The following is a 13,833-nucleotide window of genomic DNA, read 5'->3' as shown; positions in this document are numbered from 1 at the left end:
CGGTATGGCCGGTTCTGACCGGCCATACCGCTCACGACTCATAGGCGGGGGTCGACGGGGTCCGACTCCATGGCCAGCACCGCGAAGACGCACTCGTGGACGCGCCACAGCGGCTCGCCTCGGGCGGTGCGGTCGAGGGCTTCGAGGCCGAGTGCGTACTCGCGCAGCGCGAGTGAGCGCTTGCGGTTGAGGCCGCGTTTGCGGAGGCGGGTCAGGTTCTCCTCGAGGGTGTAGTCGGGGCCGTAGATGATGCGCAGGTATTCGCGGCCGCGGACCTTCACGCCCGGCTGGACCAGGCCGCGGGCGCCGCGGGTCAGGTTGGCCGCCGGCTTCACGACCATGCCTTCGCCGCCTGCCTCGGTCAGGTCGAGCCACCAGCGGGTGCCTTCGGTGACGGAGGCGGTGTCGGTGGTGTCGACCAGGCGGGTGCCGGTCAGCTTGAACAGGTCGCCGTCCGCTTCCGCGAGCCGGGCGGCCAGCGCGAGGTGCCAGGCGTGCGGACGCTCTTGGTGCGCGGCCTTTTCCGAGGCGAGCAGCTGGAACGGGGCCAGCTGGACGCCGTCCAGACCGTTCGTCGGCCAGCAGTAGCGCCGGTAGGCGTCGCGGTAGGCGTCCGCGTCCGACGAGCGCTGGCGAGTGCGGTCGAGCAGCGCGGTGACGTCGATGCCGCGCTCGGCCGCCGCCGCCAGTTCGCTGACGGCCGCGGGCAGCACGGCTTGGGCCGCCGCGCCGACCGACGCGTACTGGTCGGCGATCAGCGAGCCCGCCTTGACGCTCCACGGCAGCAGTTCGGCGTCGAACAGCAGCCAGTTCGAGTCGAGCTCCTCCCAGAGACCCGCCGCGGTGACGGCCGCGCGGACGCGGTCGAGCAGCTGGGCGTTCTGTTCCGGCGCGAAGAACGGGCGCCCGGTGCGCGTGTAGACGGCACCGCCGCCGTCGATGCCGAAGCGTGCCGGCGCGACCGTTTCATCGCGGCACACCAGCACGACGGCACGTGAGCCCATGTGCTTTTCTTCGCACACCACGGACTGCACACCGGCCGCCCGGAATTCCGCGAACGCCTCTTCCGGGTGCTCGAGGTAGCCCTCTTGCGCGGACGTCGAACTCGGCGCCATGGTCGGGGGCAGGTAGAGCAGCCAACGCGGGTCGAGCGCGAACCGGCTCATCACTTCGAGCGCCGCCGCCGACTGCTCTGCGGACACACCGACACGGCCGTGGTGCTGGGTCTGCACGATCCGCTTACCCGTGACGTCGCCGAGTTCCAGCACGGCGTGCGGACGCGTGGGCGAGCTGGGGCCCAGCGGCTTCGTCGGCTCGTACCAGACCTTCTTGGCCTTGACCGAGACGACTTCCCGCTCGGGGTAACGCAGTGCCGTCAGCTTGCCGCCGAACACGCAACCGGTGTCCAGGCACATGGTGTTGTTGATCCACTCGGCGTCCAGCGTCGGCGTGTGTCCATAGAGGACGGTCGCGGCGCCGCGGTAGTCGCGCGCCCACGGCAGCCGGACCGGCAGGCCGTACTCGTCGGTCTCGCCGGTCGTGTCGCCGTAGAGCGCGGTGCTGCGCACCCGTCCCGACGCACGGCCGTGGAACCGTTCGGGCAGGCCCGCGTGCGCCACGACGAGCTTGCCGCCGTCGAGGACGTAGTGCGCCACCAGGCCGTCGCAGAACGCGGTCGCCTTCGCGCGGAACTCCTCGTCCTGCTCGGCGAGTTGCTCCAGCGACTCGGCGAGCCCGTGCCGCACGGTCACTTTCTTGCCCTGCAGCGCACGGACGAGCTTCTGTTCGTGGTTGCCGCAGACGACCATGGCGCTGCCGCTGGCGGCCATGTCCATCACGATGCGCAGCACGCCGGGTGTGTCAGGGCCCCGGTCGACCAGGTCGCCGACGAACAGCGCGATCCGGCCTTCCGGGTGCCGGGGACCGCCGGCGCTCGCGACATAGCCGAGTTCGGCGAGCAGTTCTTCGAGCTCCTCGCGGCAGCCGTGCACGTCACCGATCACGTCGAACGGCCCGGTGACCTCGCGCCGGTCGTTCAGCAGCGGCTCGATGACGATCTCCGCCTCGGCCACCTCCTCCTCGGTGCGCAGCACGTGGACGCGCCGGAAGCCCTCCTTCTGCAGGAACCTCAGCGAGCGGCTCAGCTCGTTGCGCTGACGCCGGATCACATGGTCGCCGAACGCGCGGTCGGCCCGCTTTTCGTTACGGGCCAGGCAAACCCGCTCAGGCAGGTCCAGCACGATCGCGGTCGGGAGCACGTCGTGTTCCTTGGCCAGCTTGACCAGGCTCGCCCGCGAAGGCTTCTGCACATTGGTCGCGTCGATGACCGTCACCCGCCCGGCGGCGAGCCGCTTCGCCGCGACGTAGTGCAGCGCGTCGAACGCGTCACCCGTCGCGGCCTGGTCGTTCTCGTCATCGGAGACCAGCCCGCGGAAGGTGTCGCTGGAGAGCACCTGCGTCGGCTTGAAATGGGTGCGCGCGAACGTCGACTTGCCGGAGCCGGAGGCGCCGACGAGCACGATGAGGGACATGTCGGGAATGGTCAGCTTCACGCCGCCACCTCCTCTCGTACGGTGAAGACCGCCATTTGGGTCGGCGGTCCTGAAACTTGGTCTTCCTGTCCGACCGGCAGGAACCGGACGTCGTAGCCACACCGCGCGGCGACGCCGCCGGCCCACTCCCGGAACTGCGCGCGCGTCCATTCGAACCGGTGGTCGTCGTGCCGGAAACTGTGCTCCGGCAGGAACTCGAAGTGCTTGTTGTACTCGGAGTTCGGCGTCGTGACGATGACGGTGCGCGGCCGCGCGACCGCGAAGACGGCATGCTCCAGCGCGGGCAGCCGCTCCTCGTCGACGTGCTCGATGACCTCCATCAGCACCGCCGCGTCGTACCCGGCGAGCGAGGGGTCGGCATAGGTCAGCGCCGACTGCCGCAGCGTGATCCGCGCACGCTGGAACTCGGGGAGCCGGTCCAGCTTCAGCCGCCGCTCCGCCGAATCGAGCGCACTCGAAGAGACGTCCAGCCCGACGATCTCGGTGAACGTCGTGTCGTCCATCAGCACGCGCAGCAACGCGCCACCGCCGCAGCCGAGGTCGAGCACGCGCTGCGCGCCCGCCGCGCGCAGTGCCGCGAGGACACTGCCCTGGCGCTGCACGGCGAGTGGCTGACGCTGTTCGGGCGCCTCGGTCACCTTCGGCTCGGCTTCGGCCGGGATGTCGTCGGCCTCGGCGAGCTGCTCCAGCGCGTACCGGACATAGGTGCGGCGGCGCTCCAGGTACCGGTTGGTGATCAGCTCACGGTCCGGGTGCGCGCCGAGCCAGCCTTCGCCGACCTTCAGCAGCTTGTCCGCCTCGTCCTGGCCGACGAAGTAGTGCTTGTCGCCGTCGAGCGCCGGCAGCAGGACGTAGAGGTGCTTCAGCGCGTCGGCCAGCCGGAACGTGCCCATGATCGACATGTCGACATAGCGCGAGTCGCCCCAGTCCGGGAACGCCGGGTCCAGCGCGACCGGCTTGGTCTCGACCGTCCAGCCCAGCGGCTCGAACAGCCGATGCACCAGCTCGGCGCCGCCCCGCGCGGTCAGCGACGGCACGCGGATCGTCAGCGGGATCGCCTGGCAGGCGAGCTCGGGCCGCAGATCGCAGCGGCCGGACATCGCCGTGGCGAACACCGCGCGCAGCGCCACCGCCAGATGTGAGCCACTGGCGTAAGGCCGGTCGTTCACATACTGGGTGAGGGTGGTCGCGCCGCCCCTGACCAGCTCGATCGGGTCGACCTCCACCAGCAGGGCCGCCGTGCAGAGCTCGGCGGTCGCCCGCGGGTAGAAGACGTGCGCGGTGCCCGCCGCGATGGCGAACGACTGGGCTTTCTCCGGGTGTTTGTGCAGGAGGTAGCCCAGGTCCGTCGCGGGCCCGTGGGTGGTGGTGATCGTCAGAAGCACTCAGTGATCCTGACTGATCACCACCCGCCCGTCATGCGGTTTGTTGCATTGCGCCCCCACGGAGGTAGATCTTCGCCGCCAGCACGTGCTTGCACGGACCTCGCGAACCTTGGTGATGCGTCCACCACTGGCAGGTGCAGCGGGTGCCGGTCACCCGATGTTCGAGCTCGCCGCTGCGGACGTACGCGGTTCCGTCCACTTCGGACCGGACGAGGCCGCCGGCGACCAGCTGCCGCGCGTGTTTGAGCCGCGGATGCTTCGACTCGATCTTCGCCGGGTCGAACGGCAGCTCACGCGGGAAGTACGCCGACTCCGCCACGTCATAGCCGACCCGCAGCGCCGCGATCAGCTCCGCGTCGTCGGTCAGCCCTTCCTCGCTCAGCGACGACAGCACGCTGCCCTCACCGGAGAACCCACGCGACAGCTCAGGGCTCAGCGCCAGCACGACCCGGCCCGTGCTCAGCTGCCATTCCCACACGCTCGGCGCGGGCAGGCTGTTCGCGCCGACCTCCGGCCCGTGCACGACCAGGCCGCGCACGAACCGCAGCAACGGGAGCAGCCCCCGAAGCCGTTCGGTGCCTGCCAGGCAGACCGCGCGCGGCGACGGCCGCGAGGTCAGCCGCAGGCCGCTCCCGGCCTGTACCGCCCACAGCGGCGCCCTGCCCGAATGCCGAGGCAGGCCACGCAGGAACCGCACGGCCTCGGCCGCGCCGACCTGGATCCGGGGCGAGGTGCGCGCGGACGCGGCCTGGACTTCGGCGAAGCCACGCAGCCACCGCTGCGGCAGCGGGACCCGCTTCTCGATCAGCGCCTCCTCGCCGGTCATCGCGACCATGCGATCCGGCCCGACGTGCAGCCGCAGATCGCCGGAAGCGCCGATCCTGGTCAGCGCCTTCCGCAGCGGCTCGTTGACATCGACGTTCGTGGTGCCGGTGCCCTGCAGGTCGCCGTCGAGCCCGTCGGCCAGCAGATCGTAGCGGGCGTAAACCCCGCAGCAGGCGGAAAACGACTCGAACCGCAGCCGTTCCCCGTCGCTGGTGACCACGGGGTCGGCTGGCCGCCGGAGCGCGGCGAGCATCGCGGGCGGCGTGTAGTACCGCTTCCCCGCGACCTCGGCGACGGCGAGCAGCGCCGTCGCCGACTCGGCGGGGCTGGTCAGGCTGCCCGAGAAGAACTCGGGATGCGCGCCTGCCCGCTCCGCCGTCGACAGCAGCAGCTTGTTCTCGGAAAGGGATGAAGCGCCCTGGTAGCGGTGCGTGTGGTCGAAACTCATGCGCTCACCTCGGCGATCAGGTTGCGCGCGGCTTGGCCGCGCTGAGTGGGGAACTGCGCGGTCCGCAGGAGGAGATCCTCCAGCTCGCCGCTGGTCACGGCCACGCTGCCGAGCTTCGCCGCGGCCTCGGTCGCGGCGGCGAGCAGGAAATGCGTGTCCCTGGTGTTCGCCGCCAGCAGCTGCGGCAGCGCCGTCGCCGCGATGTGCCACGCCGCCTTCGGGGCGATCTCGACGACCTCACCGAGCGCACGGCCCGCCCGGCTCGGCTTGACCACGCCACTGGCGACCAGCTCGGCGAGCGAGAGGCCGATATCGTCCACTGTGGACACGGCGGAGCGTGCGGCGATGGCTTCCGCCGCGGCCACGCGTGCCGCGACCTCCTTGGCTCCCAACGAGACCGCGAAGGCCGCCGGGCCGGCAGGTCCCAGTTCCACCGGAGCCGTCGCGAGCCAGTTCAGCGCGGTCGCCGCGCCGTAGCCGTCCCGGTCACCGGCCGCCGACGAAACGTGCGGTAGCCAGTGAGCCGCCAGCAGATCCGGCTCGAACGGCAGCACCAGCGGCCAGTACGACAACGCCGACGGCAGCAGCGCCGACCGGTTCGGCGACAGCCGCAGCTCGGCCTCCTGCAACGGATCGTCGGACTCGACCAGCAATGTCCGGGGATCCGACGGCGTCGGCGAACCCAGCCCGGCCGTCAGCCGCGCGACGGCCATGCGCTCGGGCAGGCCGGTCGACGACGCGTACCGGTGCGTGGCGACCTCGCCGCACACCACCTGGATGCCGTACCGAGGTAACGGCGACTCGACGCGGTGCTCCGGCGGCGTCCGCAGCAACGTCAGCAGCCGTTCGACGGGCTGCTCGGCGCCGGGCAGCCGCCTTCCCGGCTCGACGCTGCCATCCGGAGAAGACGGCTGCGCCGTGACCAGTGGCCGCCCTCCCGCGGCCACGATCTTCGCCAGCTCGTGCAGCCGCAGCAGCACGAGCGACAACGGGTTCGGTGGCAGGAAAACCGCGCTGTGCCACCAGCGGGCCCCGCGAATGGCCGACGACGGCGGCGCGGGCGGTGTGACGCCGTCGACCACCGCGCGCACGAGATCCATGAACGGCTCGACCGGGCAGCTCCATCCCGGATCGTGCTCACGGCGAGCGCGCGCCGACGGCTCGAGCAGCCGTCGCAGCTCGAGCAGATCGGCTTCACGGGCACCGAGCAGGCCCGTGATGGTGACCTCCAGTAGCAGCGGATCCGCTGTGTGACTGAGGATCTCGGTCACCGCGTCCGCGATTTCCCTTGCCGTACGGGGAATCGGCGGCAGTGAACGCGGCGCCGGTGGTGGCGGGAAGGCGATCGGGACGTCTCGCCCGGCAGGCGCCAGGCCCAGTTCGCGGCGCACCGGCGTGGACAGCGCGCTGACCTGGGCTTGGACTTCAGGCGGCCAGGTTTCGCCTGCCAGCCGCCGCACGAGGCCGACCGCGTGCCGCTGAACTTGTTCGTGTGGATGGGAAAACGCGCGCGCGGCGGCCACCGCGGCGCCGATCGGCTCCTCCTCGCCGACCTTCTCGAGCAGGGTGAGTACCGCCCGCGCGGTGATCTTCTCCGGATGGAGCAACGCGGCGGGCACGGTCGAAAGAAACGCCGCCACGTCCAGCGGCCGCCCGGGCTCGCCGAGCAGGCCTGCCGCCTCCCGGACGGCCCGGCCGTTCGCCGAGGTGAGCGCCGCGAGAAGGTCGCGGTCGTTCTTGCTGGTCAGGGCGGTTTCCGACGGATTCATCATGGTTCCCCCTTCACTCTCCATCAGTCTGCCCGAGGGGTACGACAGTTTTGGAACGTGCGACCCTGGACCCATGCCGAACCGCCTCGCGAGCGCCACGAGCCCCTACCTCCTCCAGCACGTCGACAACCCCGTCGACTGGTGGCAGTGGGGTCCCGAAGCGCTCGCGGAGGCCGAACGGCGCAACGTGCCGATCCTCCTTTCGGTCGGCTACGCGGCCTGCCACTGGTGCCACGTGATGGCGCACGAGTCGTTCGAGGACGAGGGCACGGCCGCGCTGATGAACGCGAACTTCGTCAACATCAAGGTCGACCGCGAGGAGCGCCCTGACATCGACGCCGTCTACATGGCGGCGACCCAGGCGATGACCGGTCAGGGCGGCTGGCCGATGACCTGTTTCCTCACGCCGGACGGGAAACCGTTCCACTGCGGCACCTACTACCCGCCGACGCCGAGGCAGGGCATGCCGTCGTTCTCGCAGCTCCTCGTGGCCGTCGCGGACGCCTGGAAAGAGCGTCCTGACGAGCTGCGCGAGGGCGCCGGTCAGATCATCGCGCACCTCGCCGAGCGGACCGGCCCGCTGCCGGCGTCCACTGTGGACGCTGAAACGCTCAAGGTGGCGGCGGAGAAACTGGCCGCCGACGTCGACCCGCGGCACGGCGGCTTCGGCGGCGCGCCGAAGTTCCCGCCGTCCATGGTCCTCGAGTTCCTGCTCAGGCACTACGAGCGCACCGGCTCGGTCGACGCTCTGTCCATTGTGGAGGACTCCGCGAGCGCGATGTCCCGAGGCGGCATCTACGACCAGCTCGCCGGCGGGTTCGCCCGCTACTCGGTCGACGCGGGCTGGGTCGTGCCGCACTTCGAGAAGATGTTGTACGACAACGCTTTGCTGCTCAGGCTCTACGCGCACCTCGCACGCCGGACCGGTGACGCGAACGCGCTGCGGGTCGCCAAGGGCTGTGGCACGTTCCTGCTCGGTGACCTCGCGACCCCCGAGGGCGGCTTCGCGGCGTCGCTGGACGCCGACACCGACGGCGTCGAAGGCCTCACTTACGTCTGGACACCCGCTCAGCTGCGCGAACACCTCGGCGACGAGGACGGCGCCTGGGCGGCCGACCTGTTCGGTGTCACCGAGGAGGGCACGTTCGAGGAGGGCGCGTCCACGTTGCGCCTGCTCAGCGACCCCGACGACGATGAGCGCTTCGAGCGGGTCCGCGCCGCTCTGCTCGCCGTCCGCGCTGGCCGTCCGCAGCCGGGCAAAGACAGTAAGGTCATCGCCTCCTGGAACGGCCTCGCGATCACCGCGCTGGCCGAAGCGGGAGTGGCGCTGGAGGACGAGCACTGGATCGGCGCCGCGTACCGGGCCGCCGAACTGCTGGTCAGCGTCCACCTGGTCGACGGACGACTCCGCCGCAGCTCGCGCGACGGCGTCGTCGGCGACGCGCAGGGCGTGCTCGAGGACTACGCCTGCGTCGCACAGGGCTTCCTCTCGCTGCACCAGGCGACCGCCGAACCGCGTTGGCTGACTCGTGCGACGGAGTTGCTCGACATCGCGCTCGCCAGGTTCGCCGTCGAGGGCGAGCCCGGAGCGTTCCACGACACCGCCGATGACGCCGAGGCATTGGTACAGCGGCCGGCCGACCCGACGGACAACGCCAGCCCGGCAGGCGCTTCGGCGCTGGCGGAGGCCCTGCTGACGGCGTCGGCGCTGGCCGGCGCGGAGCACGCGGCGCGCTACCGCGAAGCCGCTGAGCAGGCGTTGAGCCGCGTCGGCGAGCTGGCGGCGAAGGTGCCCCGGTTCGCGGGCCACTGGCTGACCGTCGCGGAGGCCATGGAGTCCGGGCCCGTCCAGGTCGCCGTCGTCGGCCCCGAGCGCGAGGCGCTGGTCACGACCGCGGCCCGTGGAATCCACGGCGGCGGCATCGTCTTGGGCGGCGAGCCGGGCTGCGTCCCGCTGTTGCACGACCGCCCGCCCATCGACGGAGCCGCAGCTGCATACGTTTGCCGTGGGTACGTCTGCGACCGCCCGGTCACCAGCGTCGAGGAGCTGGCCGAGGCTGTCCGCCGACGGTGAACGCGTCCCCTGGACGGGTGATTCCGGCGTAGCGTGAGTAGCGATGTAATCATGTAATCGCTACGGAGGAACCCATGGTGCGAGGTTGGAAAGGCCGAGGCGGCTGGCAACAGGGTGAGGTGCCCTCGGCGGACGACGCGGCGGGCTGGTTCGGCGGGCGCCTGCCCGACGGCTGGTTCACCGGAGCGGCCGAGGTCACCGTCGACCGCGAGGAGATCGTCGTCGTCGGCGAGCTGCCCGCGCTGACCGGCGAGTACGAGGACGACGCCGCGCGCGCCGCGGCCGAGGCGGGCCGGATCAGCCGGTTCCGCGAGGAGACCCGCGACGCGCGCATCGAGATCGCCAGGCAGGCCGAGCACCGCTACCAGCGCAAGGTCGCCTGGGGCGCGAAGATCGGCGGCACCACCGAGCTGTTCACGACGCTTTCGGCGCCCGTGATGACCCGGTTGCGTCAGCCGGAGCGGCTGGTGCTGGACACGCTCGTCGACTCGGGCGTCGCGCGCTCGCGGTCGGAGGCGCTCGCGTGGGCCGTCCGGCTGGTCGGCCAGCACGCCGACAGCTGGCTCGGTGAGCTGCGGGAAGCCATGTCGAAGGTCGACGACCTGCGCGCGAAGGGCCCCGATCTGGGTTAGGTATGGACCAGCGGTGAGAAAACCGCTTACAGTTCTCGCGTAGTGACTCCGCCGTCATGACACCACGTTTCTTCGCATGCGAAAGAAGGCGTTCATGGACGGCAGGATCAACCGTCGGCAGCTGATCAAGGGCGGGCTCGCAGTGGCGGGCGCGGCGGTCGCCGCCCCGCTGCTGGCCCGCTCGGCCGCGGCGGCACCCGCCCAGTACACCGTCAACGTGCCCGACCTCCCGTGGCCCGCGGCGAACCAGATCGTCGCGGAGACCACGCTCCCCGCCTTCCCCGACGCGAAGTTCGACATCACCGCGTACGGCGCGAAGGGCGACGGCAGCACGGACAACACCGCCGCGATCAAGAAGGCGATCGATGCCTGCAACGCCGCGGGCGGCGGGCACGTGATCGTTCCGAAAGGCACCTTCCTCACCGGTGCGGTGTACCTCAAGAGCAACGTCGACGTGCACCTGGAAACCGGCTCGGTGCTGAAGTTCAGCGGCGACGCCTCGAAGTTCCCGACCGTGCTGACCCGGTACGAGGGCATCGAGTGCATGAACCGCTCGCCGATGATCTACGCGTTCAAAGAGAAGAACATCGCGCTCACCGGCACCGGCACGCTCGACGCCAACAGCACGTCATCGTGGAACAAGGGCACCGATCGCGCGTACCTCGAATCCTTGGTGTCCAAGGGAACCCCGCCGGAAAAGCGGATCGTGCCGGGTTCCGGCCACACCATGCGGTCGGCGTTCGTCGAGCCGTATTCGTGCGAGACCGTGCTGATCCAGGGCATCACGCTCAAGAACTCGATGTTCTGGCAGCTGCATCCGACGCTGTGCAAGAACGTCACGGTCGACGGCGTCACCACCGATTCGAGCACCGCGCACTCCAACACCGACGCGTGCGACCCCGAATCGTGCGACCACGTGGTCATCGTGAACTCGAACCTGGGTGCGCACGACGACAACATCGCCATCAAGTCCGGCCGTGACGACGACGGCCGCCGCGTCAACGTGCCGTGCCAGAACCTGGTGGTCGCGAACTGCGTCATGAACGGCAACTGGGGCGCGATCACCTGCGGCAGCGAGCAGACGGGCGGCATCCGCAACGTCTACGCGTACAAGCTCACCGTGAAGGGTGAAACGAAGTTCGCGCTGTACGTGAAGTCGAACACGAAGCGTGGCGGTTTCTCCGAGAACATCAACCTGGACAGCATTTCCGGGACCTTCGCTCGCTCGATCGCGTATGTGTTGCCGACGTACAACAGCCAGACGGGTAACCACATCCCGTCGTTCGGGCCGTTCACGATCACCAACTCGTCGTCGACGAAGTGCGGGCAGATGGCGTTCAACGTGAGTGGCCTGTCGAACTCGCATGTACACGGGTTCACCGTGACGAACTGCAAGTTCGCGGGGGTTTCGAACACCACGAACACGTTGAAGTACATCGACAACCTGAAGTTCACCAACACCACGATCAACGGAAAGCCGATCTAGGGCGCGCCCTAGGTCACACTGCGGTTTCCCCGGTCGTGCGGCAGGGTAACTCTGCCGCACGACCTTGGAGGCGCTGTGACCGATCCGCTGACGACCGTCCTGGATGGCCGATGGGCCGAAATCCGCCGCGCCGCGCGAGCGCATGTCGGGGAGGTCGCCGTCACGGGTGACCTGGGGATCGAGGCGCATCGCCTCCAGGTGCTCGAGCAGCTCCGTGCGCTGGCGAAGACCGATCTGCCCGCGCTGGGCTTCGACGCCGAGTACGGCGGCAAAGCGGATGTCGGCGGTGCCGTGACCGCGTTCGGGATGCTCGGTTTCGGCGACCTCTCGCTGATGGTCAAGGCCGGTGTCCAATGGGGACTGTTCGGTGGCGCCGTGCAGTTGTTGGGCACCTCGCGCCACCACGAGCGCTACCTGCGCCAGATCATGAGCCTCGACCTGCTGGGCTGCTTCGCGATGACCGAGCACGGGCACGGCTCCGACGTCCAGCATCTGCGGACGACCGCGACGTATGAGGACGGCTCGTTCGTCATCAATACGCCGGACGCTTCGGCGAAGAAGGAGTACATCGGCAACGCGGCGCGTGACGGCGAGATGGCCGTGGTGTTCGCCCAGTTGATCACCGGCGGCGAAACCCGTGGCGTGCACGCGTTCATGGTGCCGATCCGCGTGCCCGGCGTGTCCATTGAGGACTGCGGACGCAAGGCGGGCCTCAATGGTGTCGACAATGGACGGTTGTCATTCGACAACGTCCGCGTGCCAAGGGAAGCGCTGCTGAACCGGTTCGGTGACGTGGCTGAGGATGGCACGTATTCGAGCCCGATCGAGAGCGACAACCGGCGCTTCTTCACCATGCTCGGCACGCTGATCCGCGGCCGGGTCAGCGTCGCGGGGAGCGCTGGGGCCGCGACGGAACGAGCGCTGACGCTCGCCGTGCGTTACGCGGAGGGGCGCCGTCAGTTCTTCAAGCCGGACGGTGACGAGGTCGTCCTGCTGGACTACCTCGCGCACCAACGGAAACTGCTGCCCGCGCTGGCGAAGTCGTACGGGCTGCACTTCGCGCAAGAGGATCTCATCGGCAAGCTCAACGACATCGGCTCCGACGCACCCGAGGAAGAACAGCGCGAACTGGAAGCGCGCGCCGCCGGTCTCAAGGCCGTGGCGACCTGGCACGCGACGTCGACGATCCAGACCGCGCGCGAGGCCTGCGGCGGCGCGGGGTATCTCGCGGAGAACCTGCTAGCCGACCTGAAGGCGGACACGGACGTGTTCACGACCTTCGAAGGCGACAACACGGTACTGCTGCAGCTGGTCGCGAAAGGCCTGCTGACCAGCTACAAGGAGCATTTCGAGGAGCTGAGCCCTGTCGCGGTGGCACGGTTCGTCGTCGAGCAGTTCGTCGGCTCGGTGAAAGAGCGGACTTCAGTGCTGCGGCCCGTCGATGAGGACGCGCTGCTCGACCGCGCCTGGCAGCTCAAGATGTTCGAGGAGCGCGAGGACCACGTCGTCGACAGCCTCGCCCGCAGGCTGCGGCGAGCCGGTGAAGCCCCGTTCGACACGTTCAACGCGGCCCAGGACCACGTGCTGCGCGCGGGCCGCGCGCACGTCGAGCGCCTGGTGCTGGAGTCGTTCGCATCACGCTGCGATGACCCGCTTCTGTCGAAGGTATGCGACCTCTACGCCTTGTCAAGCATCGAGGCTGACCGAGCCTGGTTCATGGAACATGGCCGTCTGACACCGTCGGGTTCGAAGGCCGTGACCGCGGCCGTCAACCGGCTATGCGCGGAACTCCGCCCGGACGCCAGGCGGCTCGTGGACGCCTTCGCCGTTCCCGAGCAGTTCCTGGCCGCGCCCATGCTCGATGATCTCGCGTAGCTCGGCGATCTGCCTGCCCAGCTCGTCGAGGTGTTCGCGGGTGACCGCCTGAGCGGTCTCCTCGGCCTCCGCGACGCGGCGGATGAGCCAGGAGGCGAGCGTCGCGGTGACGACACCGAGCAACGCGATCCCGGCCATCATCAGCCCGACCGCGATGATCCGCCCGCTGTGCGTGACCGGGTAGCGGTCGCCGTAGCCGACGGTGGTGACCGTGGTGATCGCCCACCACACGGCATCCGGGAAGTCCTTGATCGTCGGGCTCTCGGCGGCGCGCTCGGCTTCGAGCACCGCCAGCGCCGCGCAGAACACGATCATCGCGGTCGACCCGACGGTGTAGACGACAACGCGGCCTCGCAGCGACAGCGCGGCGCTGCGGTTGAGGATGTTGAGCACCGCGACCAGGCGTAGCAGCCGGAGCTGGCGGATGAGCGGGAGCACGATGATCAGCAGGTCGAGGATGTGGGATTTCAGGAACGCCCGCTTGTCGTCGGCGAGGTAGAGGCGGACGACGTAGTCGAAGGCGAAGAGTGTCCAGGAACCCCAGGTGACGATCTCGAGCCAGAGTCGCGCGGTCGCGCTCAGTGTGGGGTCGAGGATCGGCCAGGCGTAGGCGGCGAGGAAAAGTAGCGCAGCGAGATTGAGCGGCCACTCCATGCGCTTTTCCCACATCGGCCCACTCCTCCTCGTTGGTCAGGTAACGCGGCTCAGCGCGTTTACGTTACGTCCGAGGTGGACGGTCGCGGCATGAAAAAGGGGTCGTGAGTGGTTTGGCCGGTTAGAACCGGCC

General features: G+C 69.5%; 9 protein-coding genes. 4 read left to right on the top strand and 5 right to left on the bottom strand.

Annotated elements, in window-relative coordinates; all coding sequences use genetic code 11:
• Positions 1–38 precede the first annotated feature (38 nt).
• The 4 genes from ACFV15_RS45420 to ACFV15_RS45405 are packed head-to-tail and all read right to left on the bottom strand — an operon-like array spanning position 39 to position 6,982.
• The gene (locus tag ACFV15_RS45420) at positions 39–2,552 is read right to left on the bottom strand and encodes a polynucleotide kinase-phosphatase (RefSeq protein ID WP_378359362.1); all 2,514 of its coding nucleotides are present in this window, start codon (positions 2,550–2,552) and stop codon (positions 39–41) included.
• The gene (locus ACFV15_RS45415; protein WP_378359361.1) at positions 2,549–3,937 is read right to left on the bottom strand and encodes a 3' terminal RNA ribose 2'-O-methyltransferase Hen1; all 1,389 of its coding nucleotides are present in this window, start codon (positions 3,935–3,937) and stop codon (positions 2,549–2,551) included. The genes ACFV15_RS45420 and ACFV15_RS45415 overlap by 4 nt, the downstream gene beginning before the upstream one ends.
• 31 nt (positions 3,938–3,968) lie before the next feature.
• A complete protein-coding gene (locus ACFV15_RS45410; protein ID WP_378359359.1) occupies positions 3,969–5,210 on the bottom strand; it encodes an SWIM zinc finger family protein in 1,242 nt (413 codons plus the stop codon).
• Positions 5,207–6,982, bottom strand: a complete 1,776-nt coding sequence (locus ACFV15_RS45405) for a hypothetical protein (protein WP_378359358.1) — start codon at positions 6,980–6,982, stop codon at positions 5,207–5,209. Before ACFV15_RS45405 ends, ACFV15_RS45410 begins: the two co-directional genes overlap by 4 nt.
• Before the next feature lie 70 nt (positions 6,983–7,052).
• On the opposite strand from ACFV15_RS45405, the gene ACFV15_RS45400 reads away from it, so the two are divergent.
• The 4 genes from ACFV15_RS45400 to ACFV15_RS45385 all read left to right on the top strand — a co-directional run bounded on the left by ACFV15_RS45400 (position 7,053) and on the right by ACFV15_RS45385 (position 13,046).
• Positions 7,053–9,053 carry a thioredoxin domain-containing protein gene (locus ACFV15_RS45400; RefSeq protein ID WP_378359357.1) on the top strand — a complete coding sequence of 667 codons (2,001 nt, stop codon included), beginning with the start codon at positions 7,053–7,055 and terminating at the stop codon, positions 9,051–9,053.
• Positions 9,054–9,127: 74 nt separating this feature from the next.
• Positions 9,128–9,685 (top strand): hypothetical protein, encoded by a 558-nt coding sequence (locus ACFV15_RS45395; protein WP_378359355.1) that lies wholly within the window; start codon positions 9,128–9,130, stop codon positions 9,683–9,685.
• 94 nt (positions 9,686–9,779) lie between these two features.
• Positions 9,780–11,171, top strand: coding sequence for a glycoside hydrolase family 28 protein (locus tag ACFV15_RS45390; RefSeq protein WP_378359364.1), 1,392 nt, complete (start codon positions 9,780–9,782; stop codon positions 11,169–11,171).
• 75 nt (positions 11,172–11,246) lie between these two features.
• A complete protein-coding gene (locus ACFV15_RS45385) occupies positions 11,247–13,046 on the top strand; it encodes an acyl-CoA dehydrogenase (protein ID WP_378359354.1) in 1,800 nt (599 codons plus the stop codon).
• Here ACFV15_RS45385 and ACFV15_RS45380 read toward each other — a convergent pair.
• Positions 12,948–13,715 (bottom strand): potassium channel family protein, encoded by a 768-nt coding sequence (locus tag ACFV15_RS45380; protein ID WP_378359353.1) that lies wholly within the window; start codon positions 13,713–13,715, stop codon positions 12,948–12,950. The two genes, ACFV15_RS45385 and ACFV15_RS45380, sit on opposite strands and share 99 nt — an antisense overlap.
• Positions 13,716–13,833 lie beyond the last annotated feature (118 nt).

The organism is Amycolatopsis sp. NPDC059657, from assembly GCF_042734395.1.
Taxonomy (GTDB): domain Bacteria; phylum Actinomycetota; class Actinomycetes; order Mycobacteriales; family Pseudonocardiaceae; genus Amycolatopsis.
This window is presented reverse-complemented; position numbering and strand designations above follow the sequence as displayed.